We start from the raw sequence: 18,366 nt of genomic DNA, 5'->3' as shown, positions 1-18,366 counted from the left end.
CGTCTCGGCGACGATCAGCGTCAGCCACATGATGCCGAGCGCGTAGCGCAGGCCGGTGAAGATCGAGGGCAGCGCCCCGGGCAAGATCACCCGGCGAAACAGCGTGAACGGCCCCATGCCATAGATGCGGCCCATCTCGACCAGCTGCGGATCGACGCCCTGAATCCCGAGGAGCGTGTTCACATAGATCGGGAAGAACACGCCGAGCGCCACGAGGAACAGCTTCGCCTCCTCGTCGATCCCGAACCAGAGGATGACGAGCGGGATGAGCGCGAGGTGCGGAATGTTGCGCACCATCTGCAGCGTGGTGTCCGTCATGTCGCGCGACAGCCGCGACAGGCCGTTGGCGAGGCCGAGGGCGAAACCGATCGAGCCGCCAATGGCGAAACCGGTGAGCGCCCGCCAGCTCGAGACACCGACGTTGCGGAGGAGTTCGCCGGAGACGAGGAGGTCCCGGAACGCGACGACCACGGCGGAGGGCGCGGGCAGAACGTTCGCGGCGATGAGGCCGGCCCGCGCCAGCGCCTCCCAGACAATGAGGATGGTCAGCGGCAGCAGCCAGCCGATCAGGGCGCGATAGGGGAAGCTCATGCCGCTCCCCGAGGCTCGGAGGCGGGGGGAAACGGTTCCGCGTTGGGTCATCGATTGCTCTCCCTGGTCGGGTTCAGGACGCGGCGCGGAGGTTGCCGCCGTGGCTGCCGCCGGCGAAGACGCGCTTCTGGCCGAACTCGTTGAGAAAGCCGCCGGCGCCCTCGGTCGTACCGAGACCGAGAGCCGGAAACAGCAGCTCCGCGACGCGGTAGGCTTCCTCGAGATGCGGATAGCCGGAGCCGATCACGGTATCGATGCCGATCTCCTGATATTCGCGCAGCCTTTCGGCCACCGTCTCGGGCGAGCCGACAAGCGCGGTGCCGGCGCCGGCACGAACCAGGCCGACGCCGGCCCAGAGGTTCGGCGATACCTCCAGCTTGTCGCGACGGCCGCCATGCAGCGCGAACATCCGCTGCTGGCCGACGCTGTCGCTCTCCTTGACAAAGCGCTGGCGGGCCTCCTCGATCGTCGCGTCGTCCAGCTTCGAGATCAACCGGCCGGCCGCCTCCCAGGCCTCGTCGTCGGTCTCGCGGACGATGAAATGCAGGCGGATACCGAAGGTTACGTCGCGCCCGGTCCTCGCCGCCGCGGCGCGGACCTTGCCGATCTTCTCGGCGACCTGCGCCGGCGGCTCGCCCCAGGTCAGATACTTGTCGACCCGGCCGGCGGCGAAGTCGATGCCGGCGTCCGATGAACCCCCGAAATAGAGCGGCGGCCGCGGGCCCTGCACCGGCGGATAGCCGAGGCGCGCGCCGATCGCCTTGATGTGCTCGCCGTCGAGAGTGGCCGCGCCCTTGGCCAGCAGTTCCTCGAAAACGGTGAAGAATTCCTCGGCGTGACCGTAGCGTTCGTCATGCGCGAGAAAGACGCCGTCTCCGGCGAGTTCCGCCGGGTTGCCGCCAACGACGATATTGAGCAGGAGCCGTCCGTTCGACACCCGGTCGAGCGTCGAGGCGAGCCGCGCATAGTAGGCGGGCGAGGCGACGCCGGGCCGGATGGCGACGAGGAACTTCAGCCGCTGCGTCACCGGCGCCAGCGCGGCGGCCATGACGAAGGATTCCTCGCAGGCGACCCCGGTGGGCAGAAGCACCCCCTTGTAGCCGAGCCGATCCACCGCGACGGCGATGTCGCGCAGATAGGGATAGTCCGGTCCGCGACTGAGGTCCGACGCGCCGAGGTAGGCGCCGTCGCCCGACGTCGGGATGAACCACAGGAAATCGATGGGTTTCGTCATCGGATGCCTCCGTGCGATCGGGCGGCCTTTGGCTGCCAGACAATGTCCTCGATGTTGAGCGCCTTCGGCAGGATGCCGAGGCCATGGAATTCGCCGGCGAGTGTCCGCTGGCAGGCACGCGCCTTTGGACCGACGCGGGTCACCGCCTCGGAACCTCCTCCGGGTTCGTTCAGGTCGCGGGCGGAACCCAGACCGCCTCCGCGACCTTGATTTCCTTGGGCAGAAGGCCGAGGCGGAAGAAGCGGTCGGCCGTCTCCTGCTGGTTGGCGATGATCTCGGGCGTGATCTCGAAGATGCCGAACTCCGCGCGGCCGGCGGCGAGCGCCTGCGCCTCGATGGGTACGCCGGTGACGTCGTGCAGCGCCTGCGCCACCTCCGTCCGGTGCACGTCGGCCCAGGCGGCGGCGGACCTGAGCCCGGCGAGCACCTTCTTCGTGGTCTCGGGATTGGCGGCGACGAAATCGCGGTTGCCGAGGAAGTAGGTGTTCACCTTCAGGATGTCGCTCGCCCGCGCGAGGACTTTCGGCTGGTAGCGCGTCTCGGCGATGGCGAGGAACGGATCCCAGACCGACCATGCGTCGACCTGTCCCGCGGCGAAGGCCGCCGCGCCGTCCGCCGGTGCCAGATAGGTCGGGGTGATCTGGTCGTAGCCGAGCCCGGCGGCCTCGACCGCCGCCACGAGCAGGTTCTGCGCGCTCGTGCCCTTGCCGACCGCGACCGTCCGGCCCTTGAGGTCGGCCACCGTGGCGATACCGCTGTCGGCCTTGGTGATGATCGCCTCCCCGAGGCCGTTCGGCGGCAGCGCCGCGACATAGGAGATCGCCGCCCCCGCCGCCTGTCCGAAGATCGGCGGGGCATCCCCGGTCCAGCCGAGGTCGATCGCGCCGACGTTCAGCGCCTCGACCAGCGGCGGGCCCGCGGTGAATTCGACCCACTTCACCGCCACGTCCGGCCCGAGCGCGGCCTCGATGGTCTTTTCGCGTTGCGCCACCACCGGCAGGTTGGTCTTCTGGAAGCCGATCCTGACCTCGGAGACCCCGGCCGCCAGGACGCGCCCGCTCCAGAGCAGGCCCGCCGTTCCGGCCAGCCCCGCGCCGAACGCCCTTCGCGTGATCATCATTCCTGTTCCATCCTCTTCCTGCGCCGGTCTTCCGGCGCGCCATCGCAAGCCTCGGCCTTGATCCGCCGGGCGATCGTCCGCGCCACGCGCTCGCCATGTCGCGTGACTTCCGGTATTCCCATGAGCTCGCCGACATGGCCGCGGGCGAGCGGCCCCGCCACGAGCAGCGTCTCCGAAGGATTTCCGTCGGCGCCGACCGCGTGGCAGTCGTCGGCGACGTGAATCCCGAGGCCGAGCGGGTCGGGACAGAGCAGCCCTTCCGCGCCGAGGCCGCGCAGCACGGGATTGGACCGCGCCACGTCCGCGTGATCGGGCCCCGTGGTCACCACGACGGCGTCGAACCGCGCGGCGACGACCGCGGCCCCGCCGCGCGGGCGATAGTCCACTACGATCCCGGCTTCCGTCTCGCGGGCATCGACCAGGCTCGCGGCGACGATCGACAGCCGCCCCGCGGCCGCCGTCGCGTCGAGCACCTCCTCGATCTGGGGCGCGATGCGAAAGCGGTGCACATCCCAGAAGCGGCGCAGATGGCGCACGATCCGCCGTCGCGACGCGGGATCGAGGCCCGCCCAGATCGCCGCGCCCTGCTCGCGGACCCGGTCGAGCGTCGCGTGCCAGCTCTGGCCTTCGGCCGCGTCGTCCGCCACCGACCGCCGGACGCGGCGCAGCAGGCCGACGGCGGATCGTTCCGGTTCCGCGGCGAAGTCGGCGCCGCTGGCGCGGGCGACGACGCCGTGCCCGCGCGAGCGCAACCCGTGGCGGGAGAGGCATGTAATCCTGCCCCGGAAAACGCGGGCCGTGATGCTCGCCACGATGTCCGCCGCTGTCAGGCCCGTGCCGACGACGAGCACATTCGCGTCGCCATCGATCGTCGCGATCCGCGCGGTGTCGTAGGGATCGGCGAAGACCCGGGGCGACCCAGCAACCGCGTCGAGCGCGCGCGGCGGGCGCGGGTTCGGGTGGGTCATGGCCAGCACGACGAAATCGGCCTCGATCGCGCTCTTGTCCGACAGCGTGACGCGATAGTGCCCGTCGGTTCGCGCCACCGCGACCGCCGATGCCCGGGCATGGCGGATCGCGCCGCTCGCAAGATAGGGTTCGAGCTGGGCGCTCATGTACTGTCCGAAGATCCGCCGCTCGGGAAAATAGTCGCCGCGGAGGGTCAACGTCCCCGGCGACATCCGAATCCGCTCCGCCGCGAGCCAGTCGATGAAATGCTCCGGGGTCTCGGCGATCAGCGTCATCCGCGCCGCCGGAACATTGACCCGATGGGTCGGATCATCGGTCGAATAGGCAAGGCCGCGCCCGAGCGCCGGCCGCGGCTCCACGACGACGATCTCGACCTCCCCGGGAGACGTCAGGCCGGCGAGATGAAACGCGGTCGCGGCGCCCGACACGCCGCCGCCGAGGATCGCGACCACCGGGCGAGCGCGCCGCGACCAGCTCTCCAGCTTCTCCTCGGGCTCGTCGCGAGTGTCGCGCATGTCAGAGCCCGCCGCCGACATGCGCGCGCGTCGGCGCCGCGGTCGCGGCCAGCGGCGCGTTGAGAAAGGGGGCGAACCGCGCGACCGCGCGATCGAGCAGAGCGGCGGAGGCCGGCGCGCCGTTGCCGAAATCGTCGTCGAAGGCATGGACCCCGGTTGCCAGCGTCCGCGCCTCGGCGGAAACGATGCTCTCGACGAGCGACCTGGCACCGCTATCGAGGTCCGACAGCGGGGCCGCGCTTCCAGGCGAGGGCGACAGATCCGGCGGACCGATCACGCTCGGCCGGCGACCATATCGCATGGCCGCGCGATGGACCGCCGCCTCCACGAGAACCCGCGTCCGGGAAGGCCGGCCGACACTGCCGGACAGCCCTACGATCCCGCCATCCATGCGAAACTCCGAATCACGACTAACTCTATAGATTTTAGATGATCACGATGTGGACGCAAGGCTTGGCTGGGCGGGTCAAAGGGTGACTGCGATTGATGCCACGTTCATCTTTCGCCGAACCCCCGAAGACATCCCCGCGGCCGGAGCAAGGTTGCAGAGGGTGCGAGGGGTCCAGATGTCATCCGTGCGGATAAACGTGGCGGTCACGCCGGGCGTGACCGTTGAAAACGGTCATGCCCCGGCGAGGCCCGGGCTTTGCGATCTCGCCGACGGTCGCGATCGCAACATGCGATCGCCCGATGGCGCCGCGTCAGTTGCCGAGATAGGTCGTCGGATCGACGCTGGTGGTGCCGCGGAAGACGTCGAACTGGAGCTCCGGCCGGTCGCGGGCGGCGACGACACCGATCTTCTGGCCGGCGGTGACGGTCTGGCCCTTCTTCACCGTGACGTCGGACAAGGTGCTGTAGGTGGTCATCAGGTCATCCTGGTGACGAATGAGGATGATGGTGCCGAGTCCGCCCAATTCTTCGGAGATCAGCGCGACCTCGCCGGCGGCGGCGGCGCGGACCGGCGTTCCGGCCGCGACGGCGAAGCCGACGCCGTTCGGGCTCGCGGTATTGTAGGGCCGGCTGACCTTTGCCTTGACCGGCGCTTCCAGCCGCCCACCCTGGGGTGTGCGGTACTGGCCGAGATCGGGCGACGCCGGAGTCGTGCCGGGCGTGATGTCCTTCGGCAGCGGCGCGGCGGCGCTGGGCGGCGCGGCCACCTCGGTGCCCTGGCCGGGGGCGGTATCGCCGCCGATCTGGTTCGCGCCGCTGACGATCGGGATCAGCAGTTCCTGGTTCTCGCGCACCGCGAGGTCGGGGCCGAGCCCGTTCCACGAGGCCAGCGCGGTAACCGAGACGCCATAGAGGCGCGCGATCGAATAGGCGGTCTCGCCCGCCTCGACCCGATGGCGTACCGGGTCGATCAGCGGCTCGGTCTGGCCGTTCTGGAACGGACTGGCCTTGGCGGGCGGCGCCGTCGGCGTCGCGGCGGACGGCACCGTGCTGGCCGAACCCGGGCCGTCGATCGCCTGCGCCGCGCGCTCCGGACTCCAGCCGAGCGGCTGGGTGCTGACATCTCCGCCAAAGCCGGGATCGGTGCGCGGGAAGCTGTCGGGCAGCAGCAGGATCTCGCCCTGGCGCAGCTGGAAGGTCTTTGGCAACGAATTCCGCGCCGCGAGATCGGCCGGCGCGATGCCGAGCCGGTTCGCCACGCTCTCCACCGTGTCGCCATCACGCGCGACCACCACCTGATAGGTCGCATAGGTGATGACGCCGCGCGAATCCGGCGGCGCGTTCGGCACGGTCGCCGGCGCGGTGGCGAGCGGGTTGACGAAGGGACCGCAGGCCGACAGCCCGAGGGCGAGGCTGAGCGCGAGCGCGGAGATCAGGGCCGGAACCGGACGGGCCGGCCGCGTTCCGCTTAGATGGCGCATTCTGGACCCTCTCCGGTTCCGTCCCCTTGTTGCGCTAATCCAGTACATCCTCGGCGAGGCCCTCGACAAGAGGCACGAACCGCACCGCGCCGAGGTCGGTGTATTCCAGCCCAGCCTCGGTCTTTTCCACCCGGATCAGCGTCTGGACCGCGTTGCTCTGGCCGACGGGCAGCACCATGATCCCGCCGACGCGCAGCTGATCGAGCAACGGGCGCGGCGGATCCTCGGCGGCGGCGGTCAGCAGGATGCGGTCGAAGGGCGCCTGTTCCGGCAGGCCGAGCGAGCCGTCGCCGAGCACCACGGTGATATTGCCAAGCTCCAGCCGCTGCAGCAGCGCCCGGGCGCGCAGCGCCAGCGGCCGATGCCGCTCGACCGAATAGACCCTTCGCGCCAGCCGGGCGAGGATCGCCGCCTGATAGCCCGAGCCGGTGCCGATCTCGAGCACCTTGCAGCGCTTGGTCACGTCGAGCGCCTGGGTCATCAGTCCGACCACCGTCGGCTGGCTGATGGTCTGGCCGCAGGCGATGGGCAGCGGCACGTCCTCGAAGGCGCGATCCTGGAAGATGCCTTCCAGGAAGTCGGCGCGCGGCGTCGCCTCCATCGCCTTCAGGACGGCCGAATTGGTGACGCCGTGCGAGCGCAGGGCAAAGACGAACTGCATCTGGCGCTCGGCGCGATCATCCATGGGCGGGTCCGTCTCCTAGGTGAGCGCCCGTTCGAGCGAGGTGATGAGATCACGCGCCGTCAGGTCCGCGCAGAGCGGCGTGACCGTGACGTAGCCGTCGTGGCAGTCGCGGGAATCCGAGCCCGGCGCGCTGTCGGCATTGCCATGCCCGTGCGTCAGCCACAGATAGCGCCGGCCGTTCGGCGAGGTCTGCGGCTGTACGCCGAAGGTGTGGCCGGTCCGGTGGCCCTGAACGGTGGCGCGCAGGCCCTTGACCTCGCCCGGCGGCAGGGCGGGAAAATTGACATTGTAAAATCCGGCATAGGGCCGCCGCGACCAATCCGCCCCATCGAGCAGCCGGCGCACCACCGCCGCGCCATGCGCGCGGGCCGCGCCGAAAGGGTCGGGGCCGGCGGTCGGGCCGTAGTATTGCGACATGGCCACGGCGCGAAAGCCGTGCAGCGCGCCTTCCATGGCGCCACCGATCGTGCCGGAATAGAGCGTGTCCTCGGCGACATTATGGCCGCGATTCACCCCCGACAGCACGAGGTCGGGCGGTCCGTCGAGGATCTCGCCGATCCCCGCCAGCACGCAGTCCGCCGGCGAGCCTTCGACCGCGAAGCGCCGCGCCTCGAGCTGTTCCAGCCGCATCGGGCGGATGTAGGAGATGCAGTGCGAGACGCCGGATTGCTCGAAGGCGGGCGCCACGACCCAGACCTCGCCCGAGGGGCCGGCGATCTCGGCCGCGATCGCCTCGGCGACGGCGAGGCCCGGGGCGGCGATGCCGTCGTCATTGGTGATGAGTATGCGCATTCGCTCCCTCGAGGTCTCTGGCCGTTCTAGGCGCGGGAGTTCTCCCCGTCCAGCGCACTGTCCGGCGGGCGTGTGATTTCCACACGCGGCCGGGCGTGCCCCGGCGTCAGAAGCGGGCGACGAGGCCGAGATAGGCGCGGGTCTCGTGGTCGGGATCCGTGGTGTCGGTGGCGACGCCCGAGGTCTGGCGCGCGATCTCCGGCGTCAGGGTCAGCCACGGCGTCACGTCGATCCGCGCGCCGAAGCCGAGCGAGCCGAGGCGCTGCCAGCTTTCGCCGTCCCGGTCGATCGAGCGGTCGTAGGCCGCGCCATAGTCGCCGAAGACATAGAGCTCGGTCGCCTCGATCGCGCCGCCGAACGGCGCCGACCCGACATAGCGGCGCAGTTCCAGCCGGCCGCCATAGCCGGAATCACCAGTGGTATTGCCCGGCGCGAAGCCCCGCCCGATGGTGGCGTCGCCGAGCGCGAAACGCTCCGAACTCGGCAGGGTCGTGCTTGCGAACTGGCCGATCAGCTCACCATAGAGCGACCAGTCACTGTCCCGGAGACGTTGCAGGCGCGAGACGGTCAGGGCGACGCGGGTGAAGTTCGGCTCGCCGGCGGCCGGGCCTTCGTCGCCGATCTCGGTCAGACCGTTGATGGAAAGTCCCTGGCGCAGGCTCGCGTCGATCAGCGACACACCATTGAAGCTGTCGGCCACGTCCCAGGTCATGCGCGCCTCGAGCACGAGCAGCTTGTCGAGCGCGGTCTCCCCGTCGCCGGCGAAGTCGGTCTCGCTCTCGCTCCGCTGCCAGTCGAGCATCAGCCGGCCGAAGAGGTTCTGCGAGCGCGAGCGGATGAAGGGCACGAAGACGCCGCCCCGGGCGTTGGTCTCATGCTGAACGACATCGAGATCCTCGGGCGAGCCACTCTGCGAGAGGTCGGGGTCGGCGCGGCTCCCGTCCGCCTCGAGCACCAGACGGGCCCCGTCGAGCCAGGTGCCGAGCAGCGGCGTGATCGGCGCCTCCAGCCGCAACTGCCCATAGCCGAGCGAGCCGTCGATCGCCCCCGCCACCAGCGCGTCGATCTGCTCGTTGAAGCCAAGGAGATTGAAGAAGCTGACCCCCGCGCTCCCGGTCAGCGGGCCATAGAGCCGTGAGCCGCGATTGTCCGCGGCGGCGAAGCCGCGCCACGGGTCAGGCGTCACCAGCACGCCGAGATTGGCGGCGGCGAACGTGTCCGGCGAGGGTTCGAGCACGGTTTCCACCGCGCCGCCGAAGGTGTCGCGGGCCAGCAGCACACCGCGTTCCAGACTGCGCAGCCGCAGGGGGCGGTCGGCGGCGACGGGCGCGAACAGCCGGTCGCCGATCACCCGCTGGTTCGGCGCGCCGCCTTCGATCGTGACCCGGTCGATGAAGCCTTCGATCACCTGGAGGCGGACGGCGCCGCCGGTCACGGTCTGCTCGGGGATCACGGCCTGGGACAGGATGAAGCCGCGCGCCCGATAGGCGGCGGTGACGGCGGCCGCGACCGAGTCGAGCGTCGCGACGGTGACCGGCTGGCCGATGAGCCCGGCCCAGAGCGGTTCGAGCTCGGTCGGGCCGAGCACGGTCGCGCCGTCGAGGATCACGCGGGTCAGGATGAATTCGCCGTCGGCGGGCGGGGCGACCGGCCGGGCGGTCTCGGGACGCTCCGGCGCGGTGACCTCGCGGCCCGGGCGCGGGCGGGTGTCGGGCTCGCGCGGCAGGAACTGCTCCGGCGACTGGGCGAAGGCCGCGGCCGGCGCGAGCCAGAGGAGCGTGGCGAGGACGCGTCTCACAATGTCCCGCCCGTGGTCTGCCAGAACGATTCCGGCTGGGTCTCGAGCGCGCAGACCCCGGTGTCGCCCGTATTGACCGAGCCCGAGCAGCCGCCCGCCGCCGCGCCCCCGCCGGCCGCCCCGCCGTCGCCGCCGGCGGCGGGGACGAAGCCCTGGGTGTCGGCCGGGGCGCCGCCCGACGCCGGGGTGAAGCCCTGTGCTCCGCGCGCGGTCAGACGACCGACCTCGCCGAGCGAGTAGGTGAGTTCGAAGGGATTGTCGATCGCCGGCGGCGCCTCGGCGCTCGTCGTGCGAAAGCTGGCGTCGCCGGGTGTGAAGGGCCGGCTTCCGCGGCCGAAGCGCCGCACCTGCGCGGCGAGGTTCGCGGTGGGCGGAGTGACCCGCAGCGTGCCGGGCACGTAGTTGAACAGGTAGTTCCCGCTTGCAAGCCCGGAGGCGGTGACGGCGTAGTTGCCCGCCGGGCTGGTCCGCGTCGCATCGGTGGCAAAGGTGAGCGCGCCATTGAGGTCCCCGGTGCCCTGGCCAAGTACGAAACCGGAATAGGTGGCGGTAAATCCGGGGTTCGGCGTGTCGAACCTGCGCGAGGCATTGTCGACGGCGACGGTCAGTTGCGCCGGTGTGATGGTGAGGGCGCCGGTCTCATAGCCGATCGTGTAGTTGCCGCTCCGCAGTCCCGCGCCGAGCAGGGCATAGCTGCCGACCCCGCTCGTCCGCGTCGCCGGCGTGGTGAAGTCGAGTTCGCCGCCGAGGTCGGCCGCGGTGTCGCCCGCGACAAGGCCGGCGACGCGTGGCGCGTAGCTCGCCGTCGCCGCGCCGTAGGTCCGGGTGCCGAAGGCGGTGACGGTCAGCGGCGCCGGTGTCACCTCGAGCGCGCCGCCGACGAAGGCGAGGCGATAGCCCTGCGCCGAAGCCGTCGCCTCGGCGGTGGTCGCATAGCGGCCGGCATCGGCGCCGAGCGCGTTGCCGGCGCTCGTGACGACCGGGGCGCCGTCGAGCGCGGTTTCGGCGCCATCGCCGGCGCGGAAGCCCGCGAGCGTGTAGCCGAGGCTTGTCGCCGCGCCGCCATAGACCCTTTCGCCGGAACCGGCGGTGATGGTCAGCACCGGCGCCTCGCCCCAGATCACGCGATCCCCCGCGAAGCCCGCCAGCGTCACGGGAGGGGCGTCGGCGAAGGTTCGGCCGTAGAGGTCCGGCGTTCCCGACGCAGGTTTCACCCCAGTCAGGCTGGAAAATTCGTCGAGATAGAGCAGCCAGCGACCGGCGCTCGCGGTCAGCGCATCGGCCCCGGCGGCGTTGTCGAGCGACCGCCCGGCGGCCAGCACCACGGCGTCGCCGGGGCCGGTGCCTTCGATCCGGGCGCCGACCCCGAGGGCGACGCCTTCCTGGCTGGTCAGGGCGACGCTGGCGGCGGTGACCGGCGCGCCGATGGCGATGGCGCCGCGGCCCGAGGTCGAGACCGCGAAGCCGAGCGGAGAGGCATAGGAGGACGCCGCTCCGCCCGGCGCGGTGGCAAGCAGCGCGAAGCTCGCACCCGGGCGAAGCCCGAAGGTCGGGGCGACGCCCGCGGTGATCGCGCCGGAGAGCAGCACGCCGCCGCCATCCGCCGCGCCAGTGCCCGAGGCGACCGCGCCGTTCCAGGCCTGTGTCGGCGCCTGGAGCTCCAGCGCGCCGCCGCCGAGCGCCGCGACGGTGCCGCCATCGACGGTGATCCGGTCGTTGGCGACCATCGAGAGGCCGCCGCGCGCCGTCACCTCGGCGGCGGTGATGCCGATCTCCGGCGCGGTGGCGCTGAGCGCCGCGCCGCCCGTCATGGTGCCCCAGATCTGGATCGCGGTGCCGGCATTGAGCGTGATGTCGCCGGAGGCGGACGCGACCTTGAGCGCGCCGACCGGGATCAGCAGCACCGATCCCTCGGTCGCGTCGAAATCGAGCGCGCCGCTGTTGGTGGCGACTTCGACCTCGGCGCCGACGACCAGGAGATCCCCGGTCTCGGCGGTCAGGGCCACGTCCCCGACTCCGGTCGCCGTCACCGAGGCGCCGAGGCGGAACTCGCGCGCGGCGGTCGCGGTGAAATCCCCGGTCCCGCCGGAAGTGACAGCCGCGCCGATCGTCGCGTCGCGATCGGCGCGAAGGTCGAGGTCGCCGGTGCCGGACCAGGCGAGTTCCCGCGCCACCACGACGTCCTCGGTAGCCGCGACCGTCACGTCGCCGCCGCCGTTCAGCGCCTCGATGATCGCGAGCCGGTCGATGGCATAGCGCGGGGTGCTCGACCCGGTCGCTAGGCGGGCATTGGTTGTGCCGACAAGCCAGTCGCCACCTGGACCGACAGAAACGGAAGCCGCCTCGCCGATACCGAGGTCGGGGGCGATGGTGCGGACCGAGCCGCCGCCGCCGCCGCCGAGCGCGGACAGTGTCGCCTCGATCTCCGCCGCGCCGTCGGACAGCGCGACGATCTGGCCGCCCGCGCCCGCGGCGCCATCGGCGAGCAGGCGCGCCGTCCGGTCGAGCACGAGGCTGTCCGGCCGCCGGAGCGGGCCGAGGTCGCCGAGCAGGATCGCGCCGCCGTCGATCCCGCCGCGGGCATCGAGCGTCCCGCCGCCCTCGACCGCGAGCGTGGCGCCGGTCGTGGAAATCTCGCCTCCGCGGGTCGCGCCCCGTGCCTCGATCGCGCCGGCGATCCGCACCCGGCCGGTACCTTGTCCAACGAGCCGTACGCCGCCGCCCGCGCCGGTGCCGGAGGTGGCACGGATCACGCCGGTGGTGTTGATGACATTGTCGAGCGCGCGCGCCGCGTCGCCGGCGGTAATGACGACGCGGCCCTCGCCGACGTCGATCACGCCGCTGTTCTCGATTTTGGATCCGGTGGCGGCGTTGCCGAAGACCGCGATCCGCGCCACGCCGTCGCCGCCGAGGTCGATGGTCGTGCGCCGGCCGGAGGTGAGCGCCACCGTGCCCCTGTCGGCGACGATGACGCCGGAATTGCGGACCTTGGCGCCGACCAGCGCCGCGAGGCCGGCGTTGCGCACTGTGATCTCGCCCTCATTGACCACCGGCGCGTCGCGATCGCCCTCGCCGCCGATGCCGAGGTGGCCGGTGGTCATGAACGGGTCGGAATCGACCCACTGGCTGGTGGCGACGAGCCCGCCGGTATCGACCCTGGCGGTGCCGGTGAAGAGCACGCCGGCGCTGTTCTGGATGATGACGGTGCCCGGTGCGTGGATCGCGCCCTCGATGACGCTGCCGCGCATCGAGATCACCCGGTTCAGCGTGGCCGAGCTTCGGCCCGGCTGATCGAAATCCACCCGATGGGTCTTGCCGACGTCGAAGCCGCTCCAGCGGATCACCGCGCGCTCGCTGCTCTGGGTGATCGTGGTGTGGCCTGCGCTCTGGGCGATCGCCGCCGATCCCGACAGCACCCGCCCGCCGGCCGGAGCCTGCGCCAACGCTGGCGCGGCCGCGCCAGCGAGGAGCGCGGCGAGCACGAGAGCGCGGCGGGAGGAACGACCGGAACGCGGCACGGCGAGGGCTCTGGTCATGAGAGAGTAACACCCATAAAAAACAACTTAAAGACGAGTAATTCAAAATGACGCCGAAATCAACGGTTGAGGCCGGTGGCGCGGGCGTAATCGTATTTGGCGCGAAGCAGGTGACGAGCGGGTCAGCCGCGCGAACCATGTGCCCCGCCGGGGCACGACCATCTGCGATGGTCGAGCGGGAACATCCGCCACGATTGGTTCGCCCGGAAAATCTTCACCCCCTCGCACCCTCCGCCGGCGGACGACCGCGCTGCCTGCCACTGGCAGGTCCGCGGCCGCGCGGGATATGTGCGACGGACGCCCCGGACTACTACTTCTCCTCTTCGATCTGCCCGGCGGCCGCGCGCTTGAAGATCGCTTTCAGCGTCGCGGCGCGCACTGGCGTCCAGCCTTCGGGGGCGGCGGTTTCGGCCCAGGCGTCGATATAGTCCTCGGCGGCGTAGTTGTGCCCGTGGCGGGGCACTTCGAGCGAGATCGCGGAATCGAGGGCGAGCTGGAACATGGTCACGACCGGATACCAACGCAGCGCCGGCGAGACATCGGGCGCGCGCGGCGGTTTCAGCCAGGCCGGGGGATGCACCCCGGCGGCGGAGGTGAAGGCCACGATCGGGTCACTGCCGTAGTTGAGAAAGACGAGCCGCGTCGGTCCCCAGGGCACGTCCGCGTAGTCGGGATCCGCGCCCTGCTGGTTCATCACCCGCGCCAGCGAGCCGTTGCCGAAGCGCGGCCGCCAAGCGGGGCTGTCGGGCGTCCGCCCATCGCGCACCATGGCCCAGAAGCTGCTGAAGAACGGCGAGCCAGTCCAGAGCGCCCCGTCGATCGGATCCGCGAAAAGGTCGAGCAGTGGCAGCGTCGCCTGCGAATTGAAGGCCCCCTGGCTCAGGCCGAAGACATAGAGCTTGGGTCGCGTCGCCCGCGGCAACCGCGTCCAGTAGTTATAGATCGCCTCGAACTGCGCCGCCGCCTGCTCGACGCCGTATTCGGGATGCTGGAGCAGCGACAGCACGCTGGTCAGGTAGGAATACTGCACCCCGACCGTCGCCACGTCGCCGCCGAGCATGTATTCGATCGTGTCATGCGCGCCGGGGTCCATCCAGCCGGTGCCCACGGGCACCGCGACGATCAGGGCCTTGCGCTCGAAGGCGCCGACGCGGATCAACTCGCGCAGCGCGAGATCGGCCCGCGCCTCGGCCGTGTCGGCCGAGCGGCGGCCCACATAGACCCGCAGCGGCTCCATGGCATCCGGTCCGGCGAAGGCGGCGATATCCTCGCGCGTCGGGCCGCGGGCGGCGAAGAAGCGGCCCCAGCGCCCCATCTCCTGCCAGTCGATCAGCGATCCCGGTCCGCCCGACTTCAAGGGCGAGGTCGGCTGGGCGATGTCGGGCTCGATGAAACTGTCCGCCGCCTCGAAGGACGCGTCCGCGACCCGAAAGACCCACTGCAGCAACAGGCCGTCGCCCAGCGCCCAGACGATCCATAGCAGCGCGCCAAGGCCGACGACCCGCGCGATCCGCGGCGGCAACACCCGGTCGAGCTGGGCGTTGATCCGGTCGAGCGCGAAGGCGAAGAGCCGGAACAGGATCCAGAGCAGCACGAACACCGCCCCGCCAACCGAGGCGATGGTCATGGGAAACGAACTCGCCACCAGCTCGAGCCCGGCGACGGCGCGGGTCGCGTTCTGCCAATCGGCCGCCTGCGACAGGCCGAGCGCCACCATGCCGAGCCCGGCGCCGGCCGCGATCAGGCCGAGCGCCACCTGCCACCGTTCCGGCGGACGCGGCAGCTGCGTGAAACGCCAGAGCCAGTCGAGAAATCCGCCGATCTCATAGCCGACGGCCGCCACGACACCGGCCAGCACGCCCTGGATCAGGGGATCACGCGGCAGGAGCGAGGGCGTCAGCGCCGCCGCGAAGGCCAGACCCGCGAGCAGGAATCCCACCGGATGGATCAACCGCAGGACGCGGCGCAGCGGCGCGCGCCGTTCGCGTTCGTCGACTGCCACCACGGTCCCGGCCCCTTCGCCTGTTTCGACGCCGCGACTGCTACCACGCCGCCGGCCGATCGCCCAAGGTGAAAAGCCGGAGGTTGACGGCCCCCGCCAGGGCGGGACGGAACGCCGTCCGGAGCGCAATCCGATCCGGCAGGCGTCGGCCCGAACGCTCCAGAGTCCTGATTTTTCGCAGTATCTCAATCACCAGACGATTCCGTCTGATTGGATATTGCTCTAACCCAGGCGGACGCCCCGTCGGCCGGCGAGGTCGATCACATATTGCCAGGCGACGCGGCCGGAGCGGCCACCGCGGGTCTGACTCCATTCGATCGCCTCGGCCCGCAGATCCTCGTCGGAAATGGCGAGGCCGAACGCATCGCAATAGCCGCGGATCATTGCCAGGAATTCGTCCTGCCCACAGGCATGGAACCCGAGCCAGAGGCCGAAACGGTCGCTGAGCGACACCTTTTCCTCGACCGCCTCGGACGGGTTGACCGCCGTCTGGCGCTCGTTTTCGATCATGTCGCGCGGCATCAGATGGCGCCGGTTCGAGGTGGCATAGAGCACCACGTTCTCCGGTCGACCCTCGATCCCACCGTCCAGGACCGCCTTCAGGCTCTTGTAGTGGCTGTCGTCCTTGTCGAAGGAGAGGTCGTCGCAGAAGAGCAGGAAGCGCAAGCTCGAGCCGCGCAGCAGGCCGAGCAGGCGGCCGATCGAGGGCAGATCCTCGCGGTGCAGCTCGATCAGCTTCACCGCGCCCGGCACCTCGCGCAGCGCCTCGGCATGGGCGGCCTTGACGAGACTCGACTTGCCCATGCCCCGCGCGCCCCAGAGCAGCACATTGTTGGCCGGAAAGCCGCGCGCGAACCGCAGTGTATTGGCGAGCAAAGTGTCGCGCGCCCGGTCAATGCCGACGAGGAGCCCGATCTCGACCCGCGCCACGCGGGGCACCGGCTCCAGCCGGTCCGGGCCCACCTGCCAGACAAAGGCGTCCGCGGCGCCGAACCGCGGCGCGGGAAGCGGCGGCGGGCTCATCCGCTCCAGCGCCTCGGCGATGCGCTCGAGCGCGCGCCCCTCGCGGGTTGGCGCGGCGACCTCGCGGTTCACGACTTTTCCGCGCCCGCCTCGGCCGGCTCCTCGACCCAGAGACCCTGGGCGCGCAGCTCCGCCTCGCGCTTGCGCTCGAAGAACCGCACCAGCAGGATGGAAATCTCGTAGAGCGGATAGATCGCGGCGAACAGGATCAGCTGCGACATCACATCCGGCCCCGGCGTGACGAAGGCCGCGACGATGAGGCCAAGCACCACGGCGTAGCGGCGGAAGGAAGAAAGGCCCTTGGCGGTGATGATGCCGGCCAGTCCCAGCAGCGTCAGCAGCACCGGCAGCTGGAAGCAGAGGCCGAAGGCGATGATGAATTTCATCGTCAGCGACAGATATTCGTTGATGGTGCCGAGATACTGGATTTGCACTTCCTGCGCCGAGGGATCGGCGGCGCCGAACTGCTGGAAACCGAGAAAGAAGTCGTAGGCGAGCGGCAGCACCGCGTAGAAGGCGAAGGCGCCACCGATCACGAAAAGGATCGGCGAGGCGAGCAGGAACGGCAGGAAGGCCCGCTTCTCCTGGCGATAGAGACCCGGCGCCACGAAACGCCAGAGCTGATAGGCGATGATCGGGAAGGCGAGGATGAAGCCGCCGAACACCGAGATCCGCACCTGGGTCATGAACCCCTGCTGCAACCCGGTGAAGATCATCTCCGGCTTCTGGCCATGCGTGATCAGCAACTCGTAGATCGGCGCGGCCAGGAAATTGAAGATCCGGCCGGCGGTCGCGTAGGCGATGATCATCATCACCACGAACGCGAGCAGGCAGTTGATCAGCCGCCCGCGCAGCTCGATCAGATGCTCCATCAGCGGCGCCGTGGTGTCGTCGATATCCTTGTCGGAAGCCTTGCTCATGCCCTGATGCTCACGCCGTGGGGGTTCGCCCCGCCTCCTCAGGGCGCGACGCCGCCGGTTCCGGGGCCGCTTCGGCCGGGGCCGGCGGCTCCGTGGCCGCGAGCGGAGCGCTTGGCGGCGTCGGATCCGGCGGCTGGGTCATCGACTGGGCGAACTTTCGGGCCGAGCCGGTGGCGGCGTTCAGGTTGCGGTCGATCGCCTGAAAGCTCTTGCTTACCTCGCTCATGCCGGCCTCGTTCGCCGCCTGCTCCATCGAACGCTGGAAGTCTCGGGCCATTGCCCGCGCCTTGCCGGTGAAGTTCCCGACCGTCCGGAACAGGGCGGGCAGGTCCTTCGGTCCGACGACGATCAGCGCGACGACGCCGATCAGGAACATCTCGCCCCAGCCGATGTCAAACATGACGGATCAGACTTTGTCCTTCTCGGGGGTGATGTCGCGCGCGGCCTCGGCGGCGGCGGCCTTGCTCGCGTTCTCGATCTCGTCGTTGCCCTCCTTCAGGCCGCGCTTGAAGCTGGTGATGCCCTTGCCCACCTCACCCATGAGGCCGGACACCTTGCCCCGGCCGAACAGCACGAGGACCACCACGGCGATCAGGAGCAGGCCGGCCGGGCCGATGTTGCTCAGCATGAGTTTTCTCCATCCTCTCAGGCTCCGGCGCGCGGATGGTCGTTCCCTGCGCGCCCGGAAAGGGAGCCACACACATATGCCCCTTGACCGGAGCAATCAAACCCCAAACGAACGGCGGCCGCGCACTAAGCGGTGAAATGGGACGCCGCGCGGCCGTCACGTCGGGGAAGACGAAACAGCGGTCCCGCCGATGCGGAAAGAGGGCGAAGTCCTGAAACGTGAGGCCGATCGCCCGCGCCTCGGGCGACGGGTGCCGGTCCGGCCCCGACACCTCGCGCCCGTCGATCAGCACGCGACCGCCCATCCGCCGCTCAACACCGGCGTCCCGCCGTGGGCATGGGAGATGTTTTCGAGCACCGGCCGGATCGCCGGCGCCTCTGGTCGCGGATCGCTCACCTGAGCCTCACTTCCGATCAAAACCATCGGATTTGACCGGATAGCAGGCGCCCGGCCTCGGGCAAGGCCGTCAGAGACTGTTTGAGAATTCGGCGGCGGAGGGCCGGCGAGGGATTGTTGTGCCCCCGGTGCGAAAGGACCCGCCGGACCAACCCGTCCGAGTTTTCAAACAGTCTCATGCCAGATCCGCTTGACTGGTTCGGATCGAGACGTTTCCGCGGACCGATCTTCGGGGGCGCCAGTGGCGCGCCCGCGGTCCGCGCGCCCGGAGCAAGCTTGCGGAGGG

The 18,366-nt window shown here is 70.3% G+C and carries 16 protein-coding genes; all 16 read right to left on the bottom strand.

The features are described 5' to 3' along the window. On the bottom strand, positions 1-591 hold a 591-nt coding region (locus Q0480_RS09335), incomplete at its 3' end, for an ABC transporter permease subunit (protein ID WP_299132313.1). Between the two features lie 73 nt (positions 592-664). Further along, the gene (gene ssuD / locus Q0480_RS09330; RefSeq protein ID WP_299132312.1) at positions 665-1,825 is read right to left on the bottom strand and encodes an FMNH2-dependent alkanesulfonate monooxygenase; all 1,161 of its coding nucleotides are present in this window, start codon (positions 1,823-1,825) and stop codon (positions 665-667) included. Beyond that, positions 1,822-1,968 (bottom strand): hypothetical protein, encoded by a 147-nt coding sequence (locus Q0480_RS09325; protein ID WP_299132311.1) that lies wholly within the window; start codon positions 1,966-1,968, stop codon positions 1,822-1,824. The genes ssuD and Q0480_RS09325 overlap by 4 nt, the downstream gene beginning before the upstream one ends. 26 nt (positions 1,969-1,994) lie before the next feature. Continuing rightward, positions 1,995-2,942: an aliphatic sulfonate ABC transporter substrate-binding protein gene (locus Q0480_RS09320; protein WP_299132310.1), complete on the bottom strand. Its 948-nt coding sequence runs from the start codon at positions 2,940-2,942 to the stop codon at positions 1,995-1,997. Continuing rightward, positions 2,942-4,429 (bottom strand): FAD/NAD(P)-binding protein, encoded by a 1,488-nt coding sequence (locus Q0480_RS09315; RefSeq protein ID WP_299132308.1) that lies wholly within the window; start codon positions 4,427-4,429, stop codon positions 2,942-2,944. Before Q0480_RS09315 ends, Q0480_RS09320 begins: the two co-directional genes overlap by 1 nt. A 1-nt stretch (position 4,430) precedes the next feature. Then, positions 4,431-4,820, bottom strand: coding sequence for a hypothetical protein (locus tag Q0480_RS09310; RefSeq protein ID WP_299132306.1), 390 nt, complete (start codon positions 4,818-4,820; stop codon positions 4,431-4,433). 310 nt (positions 4,821-5,130) lie between these two features. After that, positions 5,131-6,300 carry a peptidoglycan DD-metalloendopeptidase family protein gene (locus tag Q0480_RS09305; RefSeq protein WP_299132305.1) on the bottom strand — a complete coding sequence of 390 codons (1,170 nt, stop codon included), beginning with the start codon at positions 6,298-6,300 and terminating at the stop codon, positions 5,131-5,133. Positions 6,301-6,334: 34 nt separating this feature from the next. Continuing rightward, positions 6,335-6,985 (bottom strand): protein-L-isoaspartate(D-aspartate) O-methyltransferase, encoded by a 651-nt coding sequence (locus tag Q0480_RS09300; RefSeq protein ID WP_299132303.1) that lies wholly within the window; start codon positions 6,983-6,985, stop codon positions 6,335-6,337. 15 nt (positions 6,986-7,000) lie between these two features. Beyond that, complete coding sequence (gene surE, locus Q0480_RS09295; protein ID WP_299132302.1) at positions 7,001-7,777, bottom strand: 5'/3'-nucleotidase SurE; 777 nt, start codon at positions 7,775-7,777, stop codon at positions 7,001-7,003. Positions 7,778-7,883: 106 nt separating this feature from the next. After that, complete coding sequence (locus Q0480_RS09290) at positions 7,884-9,575, bottom strand: POTRA domain-containing protein (RefSeq protein WP_299132300.1); 1,692 nt, start codon at positions 9,573-9,575, stop codon at positions 7,884-7,886. Next, positions 9,572-13,111, bottom strand: coding sequence for an MBG domain-containing protein (locus Q0480_RS09285; RefSeq protein ID WP_299132298.1), 3,540 nt, complete (start codon positions 13,109-13,111; stop codon positions 9,572-9,574). The genes Q0480_RS09290 and Q0480_RS09285 overlap by 4 nt, the downstream gene beginning before the upstream one ends. Before the next feature lie 310 nt (positions 13,112-13,421). After that, positions 13,422-15,113, bottom strand: a complete 1,692-nt coding sequence (locus Q0480_RS09280) for an alpha/beta-hydrolase family protein (protein WP_299132297.1) — start codon at positions 15,111-15,113, stop codon at positions 13,422-13,424. A gap of 222 nt (positions 15,114-15,335) precedes the next feature. Then, positions 15,336-16,136 (bottom strand): ATP-binding protein, encoded by an 801-nt coding sequence (locus tag Q0480_RS09275; RefSeq protein WP_299132315.1) that lies wholly within the window; start codon positions 16,134-16,136, stop codon positions 15,336-15,338. Positions 16,137-16,204: 68 nt separating this feature from the next. Next, a complete protein-coding gene (tatC, locus tag Q0480_RS09270) occupies positions 16,205-17,056 on the bottom strand; it encodes a twin-arginine translocase subunit TatC (protein ID WP_299132296.1) in 852 nt (283 codons plus the stop codon). Between the two features lie 10 nt (positions 17,057-17,066). Beyond that, positions 17,067-17,456, bottom strand: coding sequence for a Sec-independent protein translocase protein TatB (gene tatB, locus Q0480_RS09265; protein ID WP_299132294.1), 390 nt, complete (start codon positions 17,454-17,456; stop codon positions 17,067-17,069). 6 nt (positions 17,457-17,462) lie between these two features. Further along, positions 17,463-17,684, bottom strand: a complete 222-nt coding sequence (locus tag Q0480_RS09260) for a twin-arginine translocase TatA/TatE family subunit (RefSeq protein ID WP_299132292.1) — start codon at positions 17,682-17,684, stop codon at positions 17,463-17,465. Between the last annotated feature and the right edge of the window lie 682 nt (positions 17,685-18,366).

It is taken from the genome of uncultured Amaricoccus sp. (genome assembly GCF_937891315.1).
In the GTDB taxonomy this organism is placed as follows: domain Bacteria; phylum Pseudomonadota; class Alphaproteobacteria; order Rhodobacterales; family Rhodobacteraceae; genus Amaricoccus.
Note: the sequence above shows the minus strand (reverse complement) of the source record. Positions and strands in the feature narration are given on the sequence as shown.

What these genes read in the sequence shown, in the direction of transcription:
- Q0480_RS09305 (WP_299132305.1), bottom strand. Translation starts at nt 6,300, where the DNA reads ATGCGCCATCTAAGCGGAACGCGGCCGGCCCGTCCGGTTCCGGCCCTG.
- tatB (WP_299132294.1), bottom strand. Translation starts at nt 17,456, where the DNA reads ATGTTTGACATCGGCTGGGGCGAGATGTTCCTGATCGGCGTCGTCGCG.
- ssuD (WP_299132312.1), bottom strand. Translation starts at nt 1,825, where the DNA reads ATGACGAAACCCATCGATTTCCTGTGGTTCATCCCGACGTCGGGCGAC.
- surE (WP_299132302.1), bottom strand. Translation starts at nt 7,777, where the DNA reads ATGCGCATACTCATCACCAATGACGACGGCATCGCCGCCCCGGGCCTC.
- Q0480_RS09260 (WP_299132292.1), bottom strand. Translation starts at nt 17,684, where the DNA reads ATGCTGAGCAACATCGGCCCGGCCGGCCTGCTCCTGATCGCCGTGGTG.
- Q0480_RS09320 (WP_299132310.1), bottom strand. Translation starts at nt 2,942, where the DNA reads ATGATCACGCGAAGGGCGTTCGGCGCGGGGCTGGCCGGAACGGCGGGC.
- Q0480_RS09285 (WP_299132298.1), bottom strand. Translation starts at nt 13,111, where the DNA reads ATGACCAGAGCCCTCGCCGTGCCGCGTTCCGGTCGTTCCTCCCGCCGC.
- Q0480_RS09275 (WP_299132315.1), bottom strand. Translation starts at nt 16,136, where the DNA reads ATGAGCCCGCCGCCGCTTCCCGCGCCGCGGTTCGGCGCCGCGGACGCC.
- Q0480_RS09300 (WP_299132303.1), bottom strand. Translation starts at nt 6,985, where the DNA reads ATGGATGATCGCGCCGAGCGCCAGATGCAGTTCGTCTTTGCCCTGCGC.
- tatC (WP_299132296.1), bottom strand. Translation starts at nt 17,056, where the DNA reads ATGAGCAAGGCTTCCGACAAGGATATCGACGACACCACGGCGCCGCTG.
- Q0480_RS09310 (WP_299132306.1), bottom strand. Translation starts at nt 4,820, where the DNA reads ATGGATGGCGGGATCGTAGGGCTGTCCGGCAGTGTCGGCCGGCCTTCC.
- Q0480_RS09315 (WP_299132308.1), bottom strand. Translation starts at nt 4,429, where the DNA reads ATGCGCGACACTCGCGACGAGCCCGAGGAGAAGCTGGAGAGCTGGTCG.